The 19,926-nt window shown below is 45.9% G+C and carries 16 protein-coding genes; 8 read left to right on the forward strand and 8 right to left on the reverse strand.

Annotated elements, in window-relative coordinates:
• The first annotated feature begins 119 nt into the window (after positions 1-119).
• The 6 genes from J4N43_RS08810 (at position 120) to J4N43_RS08835 (ending at position 7,529) form a co-directional block, all read left to right on the forward strand.
• A complete protein-coding gene (locus tag J4N43_RS08810) occupies positions 120-1,730 on the forward strand; it encodes a peptide ABC transporter substrate-binding protein (RefSeq protein ID WP_053350403.1) in 1,611 nt (536 codons plus the stop codon).
• A gap of 144 nt (positions 1,731-1,874) precedes the next feature.
• The gene (gene oppB, locus J4N43_RS08815; protein ID WP_005377838.1) at positions 1,875-2,795 is read left to right on the forward strand and encodes an oligopeptide ABC transporter permease OppB; all 921 of its coding nucleotides are present in this window, start codon (positions 1,875-1,877) and stop codon (positions 2,793-2,795) included.
• A 9-nt stretch (positions 2,796-2,804) separates the two neighbouring features.
• On the forward strand, positions 2,805-3,737 hold the full coding sequence (locus J4N43_RS08820) for an ABC transporter permease subunit (RefSeq protein ID WP_005377839.1): 933 nt from the start codon (positions 2,805-2,807) through the stop codon (positions 3,735-3,737).
• A 10-nt stretch (positions 3,738-3,747) separates the two neighbouring features.
• Positions 3,748-4,731 carry an ABC transporter ATP-binding protein gene (locus J4N43_RS08825; RefSeq protein WP_005377840.1) on the forward strand — a complete coding sequence of 328 codons (984 nt, stop codon included), beginning with the start codon at positions 3,748-3,750 and terminating at the stop codon, positions 4,729-4,731.
• Positions 4,732-4,740: 9 nt separating this feature from the next.
• On the forward strand, positions 4,741-5,733 hold the full coding sequence (locus J4N43_RS08830; RefSeq protein ID WP_053350404.1) for an ABC transporter ATP-binding protein: 993 nt from the start codon (positions 4,741-4,743) through the stop codon (positions 5,731-5,733).
• On the forward strand, positions 5,733-7,529 hold the full coding sequence (locus J4N43_RS08835) for an aminopeptidase P family protein (protein ID WP_053350405.1): 1,797 nt from the start codon (positions 5,733-5,735) through the stop codon (positions 7,527-7,529). The genes J4N43_RS08830 and J4N43_RS08835 overlap by 1 nt, the downstream gene beginning before the upstream one ends.
• Positions 7,530-7,689: 160 nt before the next feature.
• Here the strand turns inward: J4N43_RS08835 and J4N43_RS08840 are convergent, their stop codons facing one another.
• Positions 7,690-10,134: a collagenase gene (locus tag J4N43_RS08840; protein ID WP_017820899.1), complete on the reverse strand. Its 2,445-nt coding sequence runs from the start codon at positions 10,132-10,134 to the stop codon at positions 7,690-7,692.
• Positions 10,135-10,436: 302 nt separating this feature from the next.
• Between J4N43_RS08840 and J4N43_RS08845 the strand changes: the two genes are divergently transcribed.
• Complete coding sequence (locus J4N43_RS08845; RefSeq protein ID WP_054574079.1) at positions 10,437-10,871, forward strand: hypothetical protein; 435 nt, start codon at positions 10,437-10,439, stop codon at positions 10,869-10,871.
• A 120-nt stretch (positions 10,872-10,991) separates the two neighbouring features.
• Here J4N43_RS08845 and J4N43_RS08850 read toward each other — a convergent pair whose 3' ends face one another.
• The 7 genes from J4N43_RS08850 to J4N43_RS08880 all read right to left on the reverse strand — a co-directional run bounded on the left by J4N43_RS08850 (position 10,992) and on the right by J4N43_RS08880 (position 18,800).
• The gene (locus tag J4N43_RS08850) at positions 10,992-11,840 is read right to left on the reverse strand and encodes an ABC transporter permease (RefSeq protein WP_054574078.1); all 849 of its coding nucleotides are present in this window, start codon (positions 11,838-11,840) and stop codon (positions 10,992-10,994) included.
• Positions 11,841-11,842: 2 nt separating this feature from the next.
• A complete protein-coding gene (locus J4N43_RS08855; protein ID WP_158159637.1) occupies positions 11,843-13,123 on the reverse strand; it encodes an ABC transporter permease in 1,281 nt (426 codons plus the stop codon).
• A complete protein-coding gene (locus tag J4N43_RS08860; protein WP_054574076.1) occupies positions 13,120-14,241 on the reverse strand; it encodes an ABC transporter ATP-binding protein in 1,122 nt (373 codons plus the stop codon). Before J4N43_RS08860 ends, J4N43_RS08855 begins: the two co-directional genes overlap by 4 nt.
• Before the next feature lie 73 nt (positions 14,242-14,314).
• Positions 14,315-15,229 (reverse strand): dihydrodipicolinate synthase family protein, encoded by a 915-nt coding sequence (locus J4N43_RS08865; protein ID WP_005377851.1) that lies wholly within the window; start codon positions 15,227-15,229, stop codon positions 14,315-14,317.
• 56 nt (positions 15,230-15,285) lie between these two features.
• A complete protein-coding gene (lhpI, locus tag J4N43_RS08870) occupies positions 15,286-16,260 on the reverse strand; it encodes a bifunctional Delta(1)-pyrroline-2-carboxylate/Delta(1)-piperideine-2-carboxylate reductase (RefSeq protein ID WP_005377853.1) in 975 nt (324 codons plus the stop codon).
• 86 nt (positions 16,261-16,346) lie between these two features.
• A complete protein-coding gene (locus tag J4N43_RS08875; RefSeq protein WP_017820893.1) occupies positions 16,347-17,420 on the reverse strand; it encodes a polyamine ABC transporter substrate-binding protein in 1,074 nt (357 codons plus the stop codon).
• Between the two features lie 123 nt (positions 17,421-17,543).
• The gene (locus J4N43_RS08880) at positions 17,544-18,800 is read right to left on the reverse strand and encodes an NAD(P)/FAD-dependent oxidoreductase (protein ID WP_033905157.1); all 1,257 of its coding nucleotides are present in this window, start codon (positions 18,798-18,800) and stop codon (positions 17,544-17,546) included.
• Between the two features lie 109 nt (positions 18,801-18,909).
• Between J4N43_RS08880 and J4N43_RS08885 the strand changes: the two genes are divergently transcribed.
• Positions 18,910-19,911, forward strand: coding sequence for a 4-hydroxyproline epimerase (locus tag J4N43_RS08885; protein WP_017820891.1), 1,002 nt, complete (start codon positions 18,910-18,912; stop codon positions 19,909-19,911).
• The last annotated feature ends 15 nt before the right edge of the window (positions 19,912-19,926 follow it).

The following is a 19,926-nucleotide window of genomic DNA, read 5'->3' on the forward strand; positions in this document are numbered from 1 at the left end:
TGAGACCAGACAGCTCAACACCTGACACCCTGTTACAGTAATGTTAAAACTCGATTGTGTAGACAATTTATACAATATACATTTTTGGCATCTTTCAGGATGAAAAGAGTGAGACAAGGATGAAATTACCTAAGTTGCTTTTATTAGCGTCGATGATGAGTCCAATACTGGCAACATCAAGCTATGCCGCACCGTATCCCGCAGGTGTGACCCTCGCTGAGATACAAGAAATTACGCTAAACAATGGAGCTGAAGTTACTTCTATTGACCCAGCCAAGCAAGCCGCAGAGCCCGCTTTTAATCTCGGTCGAGACCTGTTTGAAGGTCTGGTCATTCAAGATAAGCAAGGTAAAACCATTCCTGGTGTTGCTGAGTCTTGGTCAGTCAATGACAACAATACGGTTTATACCTTCCACTTACGTGATGCAAAATGGTCAAATGGCGAAACGGTCACTGCACAAGATTTTGTCTACAGCTGGCAACGCTTACTGAATCCAAGCACTGCTTCACCCTACGCTTGGTTTGCGGCCATTCCAAATATCGAAAACTCGCAAGCCATTATGAAAGGCGACGCCGCCCCCGAGTCTTTGGGCGTGAAGGCGCTGGATGAAAAAACGTTCCAGGTAACACTCGAAGAGCCTATTCCCTTCTTTACGAAACTATTAAGTCATCCAGTGCTTGCCCCCGTTCATAAAGCGACCATTGAAAAACATGGCAACCGTTGGACCCAGCCTGAGCATATCGTTACAAATGGTGCGTTTACTGTCTCTGAATGGAAAGTTAACGAAAAACTGGTGATGGTTAAAAATCCACATTATTGGGACGCAAGCAATGTAGTGCTGGAAAAAGTCACTTGGCTACCAATTGGTGATGCAAACGTAGTGCTAAACCGCTACCTAGCTGGTGAGATAGACCAAGCGGTTTCCATTCCTGCCGCCCAGAAGAAAAAGTTAATTCAACAACGCCCACAAGAAGTGGCAAGCACCAGTGCGTCTCTTGGCTCCACATTCTATTACCTCAACACTCAACAAGGACCAACAAAAGACGTGCGGGTCCGTAAAGCCCTCTCATATGCCATTGACCGTCAACTGTTAACGAGTGCTATCTTGAGAAACGGTGGGGTTCCAATGTATACCCTTGTGCCACCTCAAACAGATGGTTTTAAATCTCACACTCCTGAGTTCGCAACTTGGAACCGTCATAAACGTATCGAAAAAGCGCAGCAATTACTGTCAGAAGCTGGATACGATAAAAGCAATCCGCTTAAGTTGACGTTTACCGTACCAACTTTCTCGATGGACGTAAAAATGGCAACGACCATGGCAGGTATGTGGAAAAGCCGTTTGGGTGCGCAAGTCACAATAAAACAGCTAGAACCGAAAGTGTTCTACGCACTTAAAGAGCCGACCGACATTACTCGCGGCGGCTGGACGGCCGACTACAATGAAGCCTCTACATGGTTGGATATCTTCGTTTCTAGTGGCGAGTACAACGATTCTCGTTATAACAACCCGCAATACGACGAGTTAATGGCTCGCTCAAAGACCATGAGCAACCCATCAGAACTGTATCTACAAGCAGAAAGCATGCTGATTGAAGACATGGCCATTATTCCTATTTATCGTCCGGGTAACGATCAATACCTCATCAAGCCTTACGTGGGCGGCTACGAACTGACAAACCCTGAGTCGTCGTACTACCGCAAGAATGTCTATGTAAAAGCCCACTAAAAGCATGTTTTCGGTCTGAGTCGGCAAGTTCAATGTTTACTTGCCGTTCCTCATATCTCTCGGTGGAGAAGGCAACCTGAGCTCAGACCATTTTTTATTCATAACCGTTCGAAGTGATTTCGGATGACCAAAGGATGATGGATCATGATTTGGTACATTGTTAAGCGATTAGCTATCGCTATCCCCACGCTTCTATTCATCGCACTCGTATCATTTTGGCTGATGCACATTGCACCAGGGGGGCCATTTGATATGGAACGGCCTATGCCAGAGGTGGTACGTGCGAATATCGAAGCAAAATTCCATTTGGACCAGCCCTTCCTTACTCAGTTTTGGATTTACATTGGTAATTTCATACAAGGAGATCTCGGTCCGAGCTTCGTTTATCAAGACTTCAGTGTTACACAGCTCGTCGCACAATCATGGCCTGTTTCAGCAGTATTAGGCGTACTCTCTTTTTGTATTTCCGTTCCACTTGGCATGTTGCTTGGCACCATTGCGGCATTGAACCGAAATAGCCGCCTAGATTACGGCCTGATGACACTTTCGATGACTGGAGTTGTGGTTCCGGCTTTCGTGCTTGCTCCAGTTTTAGTCATGATTTTCGCTATTCAGCTCGGCTGGTTCCCTGCTGGTGGTTGGGAAGGAGGAAAGCTGGCTTTTCTTGTTCTTCCCGTGCTCAGCCTGGCGATTGGCTCCATTGCGAGTATTGCACGCGTCATGCGTGGCGCAATGATTGAAACACTCAACCAACCATACATTCGAACGGCAAAGGCCAAAGGTTTGTCCACAACCTACATTTTATTCCATCACGCTTTGCGACCATCCCTGATTCCCGTCGTTGCGATGCTCGGCCCTGCGTTTGTGTCTGTCGTGACAGGCTCGGTAATTATCGACATTTTCTTTGGTACAGGTGGCATGGGACAACACTTTGTGTCTGGGGCTCTCAACCGCGACTACGGCCTAGTAATGGGCATTACTCTGATTGTCGCTTCACTCACTATCTTCTTTAACCTTGTGGTCGACTTGCTATATACGATTATCGACCCTCGTATACGCGTTTAGGAGTCCGGCATGTTAACGATCAAAAAACTGGATACACAAGCTCTTCAAGATCAAGTCGTCGACAATATTGAAGCCGTCGAAGGTCGCAGTCTTTGGCAGGATGCATGGACTCGATTTCGTAAAAACAGAGCCGCGATGACATCAGTGTATGTTTTGGCGTTCATTACCTTATGCATCACCTTCGGCCCCTCTCTTGCCGCTTTTGGCCATGATGAAATTGACTGGGAAGTGCTCATCGATCCATACGAGCTAGGGAAACCTTCACTGAGCAGTGGCCATTACTTTGGTACCGATGATCTCGGGCAAGATGTCTTTGCTCGCACGATGCAAGGCGGCAGGCTCTCTATTTTGGTGGGTTTTGTCGGCGCCTTAGTCGCCGTTGTTATTGGTACGATTTGGGGAAGTATTTCCGGCTATCTTGGCGGCGTTGTCGATAGCGTAATGATGCGCATTATTGAGGTGCTCGATTCGGTGCCATTTATGTTTATGGTTATCCTGTTTGTTACCCTTTTTGGCAACAACATCTACCTGATTTTTATCGTGATCGGAATGGTATCTTGGCTGGGTATTGCCCGTGTTGTACGTGGTGTCACCTTCGGTCTAAAAAAGAGAGAGTTCATCGAAGCCGCACACTCTATTGGGGTTTCTAAATTAACAATTGTCCGACGCCATGTTCTGCCTAATGTGCTTGGGATCGTGATGGTTTATTCCTCATTAATGGTACCAGGATTCATAATGTTCGAATCGTTTTTGAGCTTCTTAGGGCTTGGTGTTCAACCACCCGACACGAGCTGGGGAATCCTAATTTCCGAAGGCGCAAAAACGATTGACGTTGCATTGTGGATGCTGCTTTTTCCCTCTCTGTTTTTAGTTGCCACCCTCTTTTGTTTTAACTTCATCGGCGATGGCTTGCGTGATGCTCTTGACCCGAAAGACCGATAAGGACAAACCCATGCTATCTATTGAAAACATGAACGTGCGCTTCGATACGCCAGATGGGCAAGTGCAAGCGGTCAGTAATCTCTCCTACTCGATTAAAGCGGGCGAAACTCTTGGGATTGTTGGGGAATCAGGTTCGGGAAAAAGCCAATCTGTTTTCGCATTAATGGGGTTAACCGCAGACAACGGCGCCGTGTCTGGAAGCGCAATGTTCCACGGTGATGATTTACTCGCGATGTCGAAAAAGCAGCTCAACCGCATCCGTGCAGAGAAAATCGGAATGATCTTTCAAGATCCGATGACGTCACTTAATCCATTCATGAAAATTGGCAAGCAGCTTTGTGAAGTTCTCATGATTCATAAAGGAATGAGCCGAAAACAAGCAAAAATTGAATCGATTCACATGTTGGATGCGGTGCGTATTCCCTCTCCCGAAACTCGGATGAATCAATACCCTCACGAATTATCTGGCGGAATGCGTCAGCGAATCATGATAGCGATGGCGTTGTTGTGTAAGCCCGAGTTATTAATTGCAGACGAACCAACCACCGCATTAGATGTAACCGTTCAGGCTCAAATTTTGACGCTATTACGAGACTTACAACAAGAGTTCAATACGGCCATTTTACTGATCACTCACGATATGGGCGTCGTCGCCGAGATGTGTGATCGCGTATTGGTCATGTATGGTGGTCAAAAAATGGAGCAATCCGATACCGAGACATTGTTCGCTCAACCTGCTCACCCCTATACTCAAGGCCTGCTAAAGGCTATTCCTTCTATCACTGAAGATATGCCGCGTTTACCAACCATCCCAGGTAACCCACCAAGTGCGTTGATTAACCATAAAGGGTGTCCGTTTAGAGAGCGGTGCGAGCATCGAGAGACGCGTTGCCAATACGAAACCCCACGGTTTTCTCCATTAAACACGAGCCAGTCCATTGCCTGTCACGTTAACGCACCCAGTGTTATCACTCCTATTCAAATAAAAGCTTAAGGAGGCGTTATGAATAAAAAGGAAGTCCTCATGTCTGCTCGTGATTTAAACGTCCACTTTCCTGTGTCACGTCACCTTATTCCAAGTCGACGTAAAATCGTGAAAGCGGTCAATGGTATCGACTTAGATGTTTATCGAGGCGAAACACTTGGCATTGTGGGGGAATCAGGCTGCGGAAAATCAACGCTTGCACGCGCCTTACTTCGCTTAATTGAACCTACACATGGCGAGTTGACTTGGAAAGATCAAGACATGCGCGGGTTTAGTAAGAAAGAGCTTTCCTCTCGACGTAGAGAATTTCAGATGGTGTTTCAAGACCCATCCGCTTGTTTGAATCCGAGGTTAACCATCTCAGAATGCATCGCCGAACCACTGCTCACCCACGAGCCAAAGCTTAAACGGGCAGAGGTAGAAAAGCGTGTCATCGCTATGATGGATAAAGTGGGTCTCTTGGCGAGCCAGCGAAACCGCTATCCACATGAATTTTCCGGAGGTCAATGCCAGCGTGTGGGCATTGCCAGAGCATTAATTCTCAATCCAGATTTGGTCGTGTGTGATGAACCCGTTAGTGCACTAGATGTCTCCATACAAGCTCAGGTCATCAATCTTCTAGATGATCTTAAACAAGAAATGGGGTTAACACTGGTGATGATTGCGCATGACTTAAGCGTGGTGCGCCATATCAGCGACCGCGTTATGGTGATGTATCTTGGTAAACCTATGGAAGTAGGACGTTACGATCAAGTATTTGATGATGCTCAACACCCCTACACCAAAGCACTGTTATCTGCTGTCCCGATAGCTAATCCGCAATTAGCACGTGACCGTGAAATACAACTATTGCCCGGCGATCTTCCTTCTCCACTTAACCCACCGAGCGGTTGCGTTTTTCGTACTCGATGCCCAGAAGCAACAGAAGTATGCGGGCAACAGAACCCAATAAAAACAGGCTCGGAGCAGCATCATATCTATTGCTCAAATATGACTTTAGGAACCATTTAATGAACAATACTAACTCAGTAAACCAACGCCTTACGTTATTGCGTGAGGCAATGTCCTTTCACAACGTGTCTGCATATATCGTGACCAACAATGACCCACATAACAGTGAATACTCAGCGGATCATTGGTTAGCGCGAAGCTGGATTTCAGGTTTTACCGGCTCAGCAGGCGATGTCGTCATTACCCAACAAGGTGGTGGCCTGTGGACTGATGGTCGTTACTATATTCAAGCTGAAGAACAGTTACACGGCACAGGACTTGAACTGTTTAAAGCCAAACAACCAGAAACGCCGACAGTTGCCAAATGGCTGGCTACCACGCTACCAGAAAACAGTATTATCGCGGTTGACGGGCGCGCCATCAGTTACGCTTTTTATCAAGGCCTCAAACAAACCTTTGAAGCGAAAAACATTAAGATCATTCTCGACCTGGATTTACTCACACCGATTTGGCTTGAAAGACCACCTCGCCCAAGTGCACCCGTATTCGAGCACCCCACCGCTTTTGCTGGCGTTGACACTGAAAATAAGTTAGCGAGAATCCGTTCTTGGTTAACCGAGAACCAAGTAGATAGCTTATTAGTGTCAACGCTAGATGATGTCATGTGGACAATGAATATTCGAGGTGGTGATACGAATTACTGCCCAGTTTCTGAAGCCTATCTAGTCGTAGAGCAATCACTTGCGACACTGTTTATTGATAAAGCCAAACTGCCTCAAGACGTTGAAAGAGCGCTGACCGATCAGAGTGTACACATTCGCCATTACAACTACGTAAGTCAGTATTTGAATCAGCAATGTGAGGGATTATCGCTCGCTTTTAACCCGACCCACACAGACAGCTTATTGGTGAGTTCGATTGAAGGGAATGTGAATCTAAAGCCAATGGCTTGCCCTGTAACGGCAATGAAGGCCATAAAAAATGCGACCGAGCTAACTAGCCTAGAACAGGCATTAACAGATGATGGTGTGGCAATCGTAAGGTTTATGAACTGGCTCGAAGAGCAAGTTCCAAGCGGACTCGTTACAGAATTGTCTGCTGAGGCACAACTGAATCACTATCGCCGTCAAACCCGACATTATGTGAGTGACAGTTTCCGCACTATCGCAGGCTTCGCAGCTCACGGGGCAAAAATGCATTATGCCGCCGATGAAGAAAGCAATGCGGCAGTCAATGAAAGCAACTTCTTTCTCGTCGATTCTGGTGGCCAATACCTTGGCGGGACAACAGACATCACCCGTACTTTCCACTTCGGGTCACCGACCATTAAGCAGCGCAAAGATTATACCTTGGTGCTCAAAGCGGTCATCCGACTGACTCAGACTCGATTCATGAAAGGCTCTACGGGTGCCAATCTTGATATCATGGCGCGTGGCGTCTTATGGCAACATGGTATTGATTACAAGTGCGGCACTGGACACGGCGTGGGCGTTTGCTTGAATGTTCACGAAGGCCCACAAAATTTCTCGCAAAGCCACCACGAGGTTGAACTAAAACCGGGTATGGTCATTACTAATGAGCCAGGCGTTTATCGCGAAGGTGAGTACGGGGTAAGAATAGAGAACATTCTTAAAGTTGTAGAAGTAGAACAAAATGAGTTCGGCACGTTTTACGGTTTTGAGACCATCACTCTTGCTCCAATTGCGACCAACGCCCTTGATTTATCAATGCTAGATCAAGCAGAGCTAGACTGGCTCAATCATTACCATTCACGAGTCTATCAAGCACTTAGCCCTTTTCTTGATACGCAAGATAAAAACTGGCTTCAACGCACAACCCAACTTATTGAGAAATAGGATATCAGCAAGCTTTATAACGTTTTCATTTTCATCTCAAACTCCTTGTTTGCCAGCCTTCGGGCTGGTTTTTTTATAGAGATAACGGCGTGAAAAACAAAAACGCCCCGCAATGTTAGCGAGGCGATCAATTAAATTAAAATGATGCAGTTAAAATGCCCTACTGACGACACTTCTGAGCATCAAAATCAACGACGATGGCGGCATTCTCAAAGTCACCAGAGACTTTAACGTAGCCCCAGTAGTTACTCTGATTTGACAACGTAATACACTCTCCATTACCAATATTATCTGACCACCCGTGAAGATTAGCACCATCCGGCCAACCAGAGTTACTGTATTCAAGCTTTAGGTTGCCCATACCGTTCCCCGTCGTTATCGCCAGATTTGAGCTCTCATTCACCGCTGGCACGCTCAGCCAAATGGTTTGTTGATTTGCCAAGCAAACAGGCTCTCCTGCTGTTAGGCGCCCACCGCTTACTTTACTTTGCACCGCGCAGTCTTGTGGCAATGTGTCATTACCGCCCAACGTTGAGATAACAACACTATGAGTGGCGGTTGCCGTCAAGCCTTCACTGTCTGTCACACTTAGACTGACCGAATACTCCCCTTCACTCCCATATTGGTGCGTCGGCTTGGTTTGTGTACTTGTCGAGCCATCACCGAAGTCCCATAAGACGCTGACGATCTTCCCGTTTGGGTCTGTACTGTTTTCACTGCTAAATGTAATGCTTTCACCGACTTTCCCCTTGTTGTTTGCGGTTATGACTGCATTAGGTGCACCATTTGAGACAAGGGCTTGCTGCCACTGCTCAAACTCACTTTGATATAAATTCGCCCATTGGGTGATCGTTGCTTTGTAATTGCTCCAATTCCCTTGGCGTGTTTCCACCAGCATTTGGTTTACGTCATCTTTATGATTTTCAAACATAAAACGTACAGCTAAGTACCCCCAACGATAAATTCGATCGACATCAAACCCATCATAAGTAGTCTCGAAAATCTCACTTAAGGTATATGTCGAGCCGTCTAAAATCGTCTCAAGTGCTGCTTGGTTGTCATTTTCTTGAGCGACATACTCTGCAATGCCTTCACTCCACCACACTATTTTTTCAGTTGGATGACTAAACCCTCCATAGAGATCAAATCGACCATCTAAGTAATGCACGTATTCGTGCTCTAAGTTCCAGACAAAGTGATCCGCGTTCGCATAAGAGGCTTCATAAGCAATAAAGTTGGGAATATTCCCCGGCTGGGAAGGATCGCCTTCCAAGTACATACCGCCATTGTCAGTACTAATATCGAAAATTGGCCCTGCGTACTTACCATAATCGGTGCTTGAATCGAAGATATTGACTTGGAGCTGAGTATTGTGGTCATCTTTTACTGGCTGTTCACCAGTTTCTAATGACTGATGAAAGTAACCCTCTTCGTAACCCATTTTAGAACATGCGGCCGCGTGTTGCTCTTGCGTCATATTCTGGGACAATATTCGAATTGTTGGACTACAAGTATAAGTTTGCGATAGCACTAAGCCTTTTAGCTCAGTTTCGAAATTACAAATTCCGAACTCACTACAATCTGCGTAATATGAGGCAGTGTCCGCCGCCGCAAGCCAAACCGCGTCACCCCGACCATACATTTCATACTGTTCAAAGATTCGACTCAGCTGACTCTTCACAACAGAACTCGCGTTACCCGTATACTTGGTCAAACGCCCGAGCTCTCGCCCCGCATTCGCGGCCATGAACTCATCTTCAGCACCGATTGATGATGCCCTCAGAGCAAAATCGCCTAAAGCTTTGGCAAGGTCCGTTTGGTTGCCAATTATTTGCACAAATTGCTCGTTCCACTGCCCACCAAACAAAATAGTGAAAACACCGTTAACTGCATTGCGCATATACCAGTGCTGGGCGTATTGATCATTCCAACGTGTAAGCCACTGGGTCACTTGCGGTAAGTACGCGTGCTGCAAGCCCGCACTATCCATAGTGATGATGACTTCACTAAGCACTTTGCCGTGACGGTCGCTGTTCTCATAGAAGTTTGCGTTATTAACAAACGCATCCACGGATTCTTTCACCGCTGGGGTAACCCATTCAATAAATGAGATGTTGTCATTGTAAAACTCGGCGTAATAACCCGCGCGCAAGTATAAGAAAAACGTTTCGAGTTCATCGCTCCCGCCACCTGTATACCCCTTCGCCAATGTCGTAGTGCGCTTCGCAATGTTGTACATATGATCGGAGCTAAATACCGACTCCTGAATCCGACTTTCAGCAGAGAATAACTGGTTCACGCACGTCGCGCCCTGACTTAAAATTTCGCTGATCAATTGGTTACTGCTTTCGGTAACCAATGCTTCCAAATCACAAGCAGTGCTCGACTCATCAAGGCTTTCAAGTGACTGTACTCGAGTTGCCTTGGAGGGCTGAATAGGGAGAGTTGCGGTTGGTTGGTATTCAACTCGATTGGATTCAACACCGTGTGTATGAGCCGAATGTGCATGTTGCTCTGTAACTTGAGAAACTGGCTCGCTTAACGCAAATACGCCAGTGCTGGTTAATGTTGTCGCAATCGCGACACTCAAAGTCTTCAGTTCCATCTAATTTCTTCTATATTGAGTTTTCCTTAAATGCATTACGTCTTTTGCATCGCCACTGCCCTTATTACTGCAAGAGCATCTCCATATAATCTACTCGCAAGACAAGATGAAACATTTTGTTAACAACTGAACGTGACGGTGTCAGTTTTTGGTACTCGAGTTGCCGTTGCACGAGCTTGCCAGAAATCGATTTGCTTTAGTAATATTGATCAACTAGTTGTTTATCTTTCCATTCAAATATCTTTTATTGCTCCTCACAAAAGCGATAAAATGGTTTCTTTTCTTTTTGCTAAACAACTCCTATGACCGACGCTGATATTGAGCTACAACACCTTTGGTTAGAAGTCCAAGCCGAACGCTGGCAAAACCTGCCACGCTTTTTATTCAGTTACTACTGCTACAAGCACAACCTTGTCAGTAAAACCAACAAAGTTTGCTGGGAGACGGCACGTGCAAAACTGCGCGCTTCAACCTCAATAAAAGAGCGAAAAAACGCGGTGGTTGAACTGTTAGTCCCTGAGGAAGCCGTCGTTGGATTATTGAAAACCATCAGCAAAGATGGGGAAATGACGTTTGACGTGATGGTAACCACACTTAATACGTTTTTGCACTATGTTGTGATTAGCAAGGAAGAAAAAGCGCAACTTAAATCAAACATGCCAGCTAGTTGGTATCAGCAATCGAACAAGTCGCCTTTGGCACGTTTCGAGCAAGCTGGCATTAAGCTACAAGAGTGATATGTCAGTCATCGCTGAAGATAAACACAAAAGACAAGCGCCTACAATGAGGCGCATTTGATCAAAAATTGAGGTGCCCCTAAACAAAAGTGCAAAGTGACCAACAAAGCAAAAGTTTGGTTATTCTTGAATGCCTCGAATGCGTACATTACGTCTACGTAAAACTTCTAATGTCACGAGCAAACACACCGACATAAAAATCAACAACGTAGCGACCGCCAATATGGTCGGACTAATTTGCTCTCGAATTCCTGACCACATCTGCCTCGGAACGGTTTTTTGTTCTGCCCCAGTCAGGAATAACGCCACCACAACCTCGTCGAACGAAGTGCCAAAAGCAAACAAGCCGCCAGATATCATCCCCGGACGAATCATCGGAAAGGTAATGTGTCTGAAAGTATAAACAGGGCTTGCTCCTAAGCTAGCCGCCGCTTTTACCAAGCTATGGTCAAAGCCGCTTAACGTCGCAGTAACGGTAATGACGACAAAAGGCGTACCTAACGCAGCGTGTGCCAAAATGACGCCTAAATAAGTTTGTGATAAGCCAAGGCGTGTGTAGAAAAAGTACATCGCAGCAGCAGAGATAATGACTGGTACGATCATGGGCGAGATCAACAGCGCCATAATCGTATTGCGAAAAGGCAAATTACTACTGGCTAAACCCAACGCCGCCAGAGTTCCTAGCCCTGTTGCAACGAGTGTCGCCATAAAAGCAATAAACGTGCTGTTTTTCAGCGCCAACAGCCACTGATCACTAGTAAACATTTCTTGATACCAGCGAGTAGAATACGCTGCCGAGTCAAGGTTTAACATCCCCTCGGTAAAAGTAAAGTAAGGCGTTACATTAAACGATAGCGGGATGATGGTCAGAATTGGAGCGATTAAAAAGCACAGCACCAACCCACAAAAAACTAAGTAGCCTGCGTAAGCGACTCGCTCTACTTTTGATGCATAGTTTGGTAATGCCATGGTTATCCTCCTACCTTAAGGTTATTCATGCCAACCACACGGTTGAATATATAAAACAGAACCAGTACAACGAACAAAAGCAGTCCACCCAATGCGCCAGCCATCCCCCAGTTCAGTGATGTCTGCATATGATAGGCAATCATATTGGATATCATCTGTCCGCTTCTTCCACCAACCAAAGCGGGCGTAATGTAGAAGCCAATAGAAAGAATGAAAGTAAGCAAGGCCCCCGCACCTATCCCCGGTAACGTAAGCGGCATATAAACTTTGATGAACGCAATGAAAGGCGTCGCGCCTAGAGAACGAGCGGCACGGAAATAAGTTGGGCTAATTCCTTTCATTACGCTATACAGAGGCAGGATCATAAAAGGCAACAGAATGTGCACCATAGACACCACCGTTCCGAAGGTATTGTGAATCATCTGAATTCGCTCAGAAGTAAAACCCGACCAAATAAGGAGATCATTAATGACCCCTTGGTTTTGCAGCAGAACAATCCAAGACGTGGTTCTGACTAACAATGATGTCCAAAATGGCAGCAGCACAATAATTAAAAGTAAGTTCGCGCGCTTATCAGGTAAATTGGCAAGCAGGTAAGCAACGGGGTACGCCATCACCAAACAAATTAAGGTGATTGAAATAGACATCCAAAAAGTTTTAAAGAAAAGGTCGACGTATATTTGGCGTTTTTCTGGTTGGGGCTCAATGTCTCCAAACTCATTCACTTGCAAGTCTAGCGCTGCAAGATAGTGACTGAATGTTAATGCGCCACTAAGATTCTTAAACGCCGCCCAATATTTAGGATTAGTCCATCGCTTATCCAGCTTAGCCAACTGTGTCACCGAGCTCGGCAGCGACGTCAAACGAGACAACTTTCTGCCGGTTTTCATGAGTAAACTGCGCATACCAGACTCTTCAATATTCATCCGGTTGGCTATTTTCGGCAGCTCTTTGCTTTGATAAAGCGCAAGTACTTCAACAGAGAATGCCTCAATGACTTCTTGATGAGGCTGACCTTGATAATCCCAACTTTCTAAGGCTTGAATAGTTTGTGGTAGTGACAGGGATATTTCTCGGTTATCCACGCTTCGATAAAGCATGTCGAGGATAGGAAAAGCAAACGTAAGCAGAATAAAACACACCAATGGCGTTGTGAGCATAATGGAGCGAAGCTTTTTTCGGCGCTCGGCCTTTTGCAACTGCGCTTTCAAATTGGTTTCTTGCTCATGAACTTGGCGTTCGATTTCCAATACAGAATCTAATGCGGTTAGCTCTCGACTCATGCTGCTACCTCGCTACTTTGAGTTTGTGTCCCATCAAGAGCATGGCAATCGTCACTTTGCCAACCAATACGACAAATTGAGCCAGGCGTTAACTGCAAGTGTTTACGATTATCGTTAGGTACTTTAACGATGAAGTGACCAACGCTCTCTACTTCGACGACCAGACGATAATGATCACCGTGATAAATCAATTCTCGTAGGACGCCCGAGACTTGGTTCTCACAAGACGCTTTCTCTGGTTGAATAACAATCTTTTCTGGTCGAATGGAAAGTGTTGTTCTCTGCCCTTGCTCAGAGACTCTGACAGGTTTCGCAGTAAATAACTCTTTCCCAACGAGCACTTGGCAATACTTTCCGTCCCACTCTTTGACTAAACCTGAGAGTTGGTTGTTTTCTCCGATAAACTGCGCAACAAACGTATTACTCGGAGATTCATAAAGCTCGGTTGGTGTCGCGAGTTGTTGCACTTCGCCGTGATTAAAAACCGCAATACGGTCGGACATAGTGAGAGCTTCGTCTTGATCGTGCGTCACATACAAAATGGTAATGCCAAGCTTTTCATGCAAATGTTTAATTTCCATCTGCATTTGCTCACGCAGCTGCTTATCTAACGCGCCTAGTGGTTCATCCATCAACACGAGTTTAGGCTCAAACACTAATGCTCGCGCTAACGCAACACGCTGTTGTTGACCACCTGATAACTGCTTCGGATATCGAGTCGCAACATGCTCAAGCTCGACCATTTCTAATACACTCTGAACTTTGCTTTGAATCGTGTCACTGTCGAGTTTTCGCACCTTTAAAGGAAACGCAAGATTCTCAGCAATGGTCATATGTGGAAACAACGCATAGTTTTGAAACACCATACCAATATCGCGCTTGTGCGGCGCGAGATGATTGACAGGAACGCCATCGATATAAATGTCTCCACCGGTCGCAGTTTCAAAGCCTGCTAGCATCATCAAGCAAGTGGTCTTGCCCGATCCTGACGGCCCCAACATAGTAACGAACTCTCCAGGAGTAATATCTAAGTTGAAGTCTTTCACCACCAAATTCGTGCCATCGTAGGTTTTCTTAACGTGTTGAAAGCTGACATAGTCCTTGTTTTCCGTGCTCATGACTTCCCTCTTCTCATTTTTTGAATATTACGAATGAGTAGAGCGTCAGTTAACGCTCTACTAAACAGCACAATTACAGATTGTATTTGGATAGGTCTAAGCGGGTTTCTAACGCATGTTCAACCATTTGAATGACTTGTTGACGCTCTTCACCTTGTAAGAGTTGGCGTGGCGCACGAACTTGTTCAGAGCCACGTCCGCAGACTTGCTCGGCCAATTTTATGCACTGAACCAGCGTAGGAATGGTGTCTAAACGCAGTAGGGGTAAGAACCAACGGTAGATCTCTAACGCTTCAGCATAACGACCTTGGCTTGCCAGTTTATAAATCGCAACGGACTCTTCTGGGAATGCGTTGGTTAAACCAGAAATCCAGCCGGTCGCACCTAGCATCAATGATTCAAGAGCGATGTCATCAACACCACTGAACACGGTAAAGCGGTCATCAAATTTATTGTAAAGCTCGGTGATACGACGAGTATCAGTGGTCGACTCTTTGATAGCTACAATACTTTCAAACTCAGCCAGTTTCGCCATGATATCGAGGTTTACATCGACACCATAAGCAACCGGGTTGTTGTAAATCATGATTGGCATTTCTGGCGTTGCTTCTGCTAGCGTGCGGTAATATTCGAACGTTTCGCTCTCAGACGTGCGGTAAACCATGGCAGGCATCACCATACAACCATCGATACCAATTTTGTACGCATCCTGCATGTAATCAACAGCTGCTGTGGTAATAGACTCTGCTGTACCAGCAATCAAAGGCACACGGCCATTTACGACTTCTTTTGCCGCTTGCAAAACCTGGCGTTTCTCCTCCGGGTACAACGCGCAGTTCTCACCGACAGTACCCAAGCAGATAATGCCATTCACACCATCTTTAATCTGGTTGTCTATAACGGTTTGCGTTGCGTCTAAGTCAATTGACTGATCTTGACGAAATTGCGTACTGACCGCCGGATAAACACCTTTCCAATCAATTTTCATGAACTACTTTCCTTATATGTATATTGTATGCAATTTAAATGAACGAGCGAAAATGCTCAGACATGGCTATCTATGCCATTTTCTAACAACACCGCCTTTACAGCGGCCAAATCAGCCAAAGCACTGCCAACTGATTTGTATAAAGTAATGACCTCATCGTTTTGACGTCCTGAGATTTGTTGGGCGCAAAGCTGCGGTAATTCCCCTTTGATATCGTCTGACGTGAATACGCCCTCTTGAATTGGAATGAGAAGATCGCCCGCTTCGGCTAATACATTAATACGGCTATCAACATACACCTGTGCTCGTTGCACTGCTTCGGAGTCACATTCACGCTTGTCCAAGTCATGATTACCGACCAAATCAATATGGGTGCCCGGCTGCACGTCTGCGCCATTAAACAAAGGCTCTGCTGATGCAGTAATACAGCTGATGATGTCAACGTGTTTGATAACGTGGTCCACTTTTTCTACGACTGAAACGCGAAACCGACGCTCATCAGGAAGCGACTGATACTCTGAAGATGACACAATGGCATCTACCGTCGCCTCGGCTTTATCTGAGTTACGCCCCCAAATATAAACCTGCTTAAGTGGGCGAACCGCAGCGTATGCCCACGCAAAATAAGGCGCAAGATTGCCCGTTCCGCAGATCAACAGACGATCAGCATCGGGACGCGCCAAATAGTCCGCTGCCAACGCAGAAGCTGCGGCGGTGCGCCAAAACGTTAAAACTTTACCGTCCACGAGTGCGAGCGGCTCACCATCGTTTCGTCTAAAAACAAGCAGCTTAGATGCAAGCGTATCTTTGCCTTGCTCAGGGTTATGCGGGAAATACGTAAAGGCTTTCACCGCAATTAACTCCTGGTTCCAAGCTGGAAGTAGCGCAAACGCCTCGTATTCTCCCTCTTCTAAGGGCATGACTCGGCGTTGAGGTATTGTTGCTGGCCGCGAGTACATTTCACGCATCGTTTCAATAAGAGACTTCATTGTTAAACATTGCGCAACTTGCTGTGCTTCGATGACTTTCATCATTTCTCCGAAAACATAAATACAGTTGAGGAAAGTACGGAACCTCGCTTATGGATGAAAACTCGACCCCATACACAAATTAACGCCTAGTTAAGCAGCCAGGTATTGAACTCTTCATTGAGTTCATCCGCGTAGTCTGACCACCATTCATCGTTAATCAGGAAGGCGGTTTGGAAGTTTTGAGGTGCGGTAGGAAGGTTCGCTAAAATGTCTGGGTTCACCTCCGCCGAAGACGACTTACGCGTAGGCCCATAGGCAACGTACTTAGCTTGATCAGCTAATGGTTTTGTTCCTGAAGAAAAAGCAATGAAGTCCAATGCAAGCTTTGTGTTCTCACTCCCTTTAGGTATCGCCCATCCATTCATGTAACCCATTTGACGGTCCCATATAATCCGAAATGGTTGACCTTCATCCTTACGGGCATTGTGGATTCGGCCGTTAAACGCCGAGGCGATCACCACTTCTTTGTCTGCAAGCATTTGAGGTGGCTGGGCACCTGTTGTCCACCACAGTACTTCTGATTTGATCGTATCCAACTTAGCAAAAGCACGCTCACGCCCCGCTTCGGTTTCGAGCAGGCTGTAGACCTCTTCTGGCTTTACACCATCAGCCAATAGTGCCCACTCAAGATTGCCCTGAGGTTGTTTTTGCAATGCACGTCGACCTGGAAAAGTTTTTAGGTCAAAAAGATCGGTCAACTTGCTTGGCAAAGCCTTACCTTTAAACGCGTCTTCGTTCACCGCTAATACAGTGGACACTACGATGGTATTGATTGCGCACTCGTGAATCGCACCATCAATAAAATCCTCTTGTGCTGGTGTTCCATCTGCGCCCGGAGGCAAAATACTTGGGTTCACTGGTTCTAGTAGCCCTTCGGCGCAACCACGAACAATGTCTGGCTTGTCGAGAGAAACCAAATCCCAGCGCACGTTGTTCGCTTCCACCTGTGCTTTAATTTCAGCTAATCCGCCGCTGAAATCCTCGGATACGATCTCAACACCTGTTTTTTTAATGAAAGGCTTATGATATGCCTCCACTTGGCTCTTGGTGAATGCACCACCCCAAGATACGACCGTCAATTTGTCTTCAGCATAAGCAGAGGCCCCCAACAGCATTCCTGAAATCAACAGCGCCAATGGTGCTTTGGTCATTCGTGACATGTTTTACTCCTTTTGGTTGTTTTTCTGGAGGCATCCGAGTACGGCTGTTGGACACCATTTTTGTTAAAATTAAGTTAACATTAGCATTTAATATATTTTATACAATATTTAATATTAAATTTTTCAGGCGAATCGTTGTAATGAAAAAGGTGATAGATCAATCGATGTCGGCTTTCCTTCGATAAGCTCTAAAAGGAGATCTGCCGTAATCGCCGCTTGAGTTAATCCAAGGTGTTGGTGGCCAAATGCCAGTAATACATTTCCATCCCAAATGCTATCAATAACCGGTAACGAGTCGACTGTTGAAGGCCGATTACCCATCCACTTTTCTCCTTGCTTGAGTGGATTTAACTCCGATTCAAACATCTCATCACCTAACTGAAAAAGCATTTCTGAACGTTTCATATTGGGTGGTGATTCTACATCGGCATACTCAACAGTGCCTGCCAAGCGTAGCCCGCCAGACATCGGAGTCATGATGAATTTTCTATCGGCAGAGCTAATAGGAAATGGCAGTACATCACGCTTGTCATCCACCATTAGGTGATAACCACGCTCGGCTTGAATAGGCACTTTGACTCCGGTTAGCTGCCATATCAAAGGCTTAGAATGTACACCAGCGGCAACAATGATTCGGTCAAATGAATGTGTTTGAGACTCAACCAACACATCACCATTTTTCTCCAACGCAGATACACCTTTTTGTAAAATCTTACCGCCAAGAGCTTCAAAAGCTTCACTTAGCTCAACACAGATCTGATAAGGGTCTAGCGTATGTCCTGTATCGGGAAAAAAGACGCCGACACGAACCTTATGGCTGAGATCAGGTATCCGCTTTCGAATCGCCTCTTGCGTCCAAACTTGATACGCCACACCGTTTTTGGCCAGTGAGTTAAGCGTACTTTGGTAGTCTTTAAACAGTTTCTCGTTTTCAAAAGTGAGCAATGAACCATTCATTTTTATTAGATGCGCTTTTCCGATTGAATCAAGCACGCCACGCCAACTTGCCACTGACCGCTCGTTAAGAGTTTTAATCGCGTTTTTTGCCTGCTCCGCGGCTGATGGCTTTGTTTGTAATAGAAAACGAATCATCCACCCGATAGTGCTTGGAATATCTTGCCAACGGATCGAAACCGGACTTTTGGGATCTAGCAGCATTTTAGGTAATTGTGGAAGCAGCGCTGGCGTTGCAAGAGGGAAGATTTGCTCAGTCGCGATATGACCTGCATTTCCCTTAGAGCATCCATTCCCCACGCCATTGGGATCAAAAATTGTGACTTGATAACCTTGCTGCTGCAACTTCAATCCAATTGATAAGCCAATAATCCCCGCACCTATCACGGCGATCCTTTCCTTTTTTGTTTCATCCTTGACCAACATAAATATGCTCCGAGTCACACTTGAAAACGTAGATTGTATACAATATATTTTACATTACGTTAACATCACTATTGTTTAATTCAACCATTTTTTCAGCAAGGAGCGAAAAATGAGACAAGGAACTTTTTTCTGTATTGATGCCCACACCTGCGGCAACCCAGTTAGGCTGGTCGCAGGCGGTGTGCCTCCACTCGAAGGCAATACCATGAGCGAAAAGCGCCAATACTTTCTTGAGCATTATGATTGGATTCGTCAGGCACTCATGTTTGAGCCTCGCGGACACTCAATGATGTCGGGGTCAGTTGTCTTGCCTCCTTGCAGCGATAACGCAGACGCTTCAATTCTGTTTATTGAAACCAGTGGCTGCTTACCAATGTGTGGCCACGGCACCATTGGAACCGTCACTACCGCTATCGAGAATCGCCTTATCACTCCCAAAAAAGAAGGCCGTTTGATACTTGATGTCCCAGCAGGACAAATCGAAGTGCACTACCAAACAAAAGGTGACAAGGTCACGTCAGTGAGGATATTTAACGTACCAGCTTACCTTGCCCACCAAGACGTAACCGTGGACATAGAGGGCTTAGGTGAGCTCACTGTCGATGTTGCTTATGGCGGAAACTATTACGTAATCGTCGATCCTCAAGAAAACTATGCCGGACTTGAACACTACTCTCCAGATGAAATTTTGATGCTTTCACCAAAAGTTCGCGAAGCGGTATCTCGAGCGGTTGAGTGCGTACATCCAGAAGATCCAACAGTATGCGGTGTTTCTCACGTGCTATGGACCGGAGAGCCCACTCAAGAAAACGCCACCGCTCGAAATGCTGTGTTTTACGGCGACAAAGCGTTGGATCGCTCGCCATGTGGTACGGGTACTAGTGCACGCATGGCGCAATGGCATGCAAGAGGCAAACTCAATCAAGGAGAAGACTTTATTCACGAAAGTATCATCGGCAGCCTATTTCAAGGACGTATAGAAGGCATTACCGAAGTGAATGGCAAAGCCGCTATTTTGCCAAGTATTGAAGGATGGGCACAAGTATACGGTCACAACACAATATGGGTAGACGATGAAGACCCATATGCGTACGGATTTGAAGTGAAGTAATAAGGATAGTAAGGA

The sequence above is a fragment of the Vibrio sp. SCSIO 43009 genome (assembly GCF_023716525.1).
GTDB classification, from domain to species: Bacteria; Pseudomonadota; Gammaproteobacteria; order Enterobacterales; family Vibrionaceae; genus Vibrio; species Vibrio alginolyticus.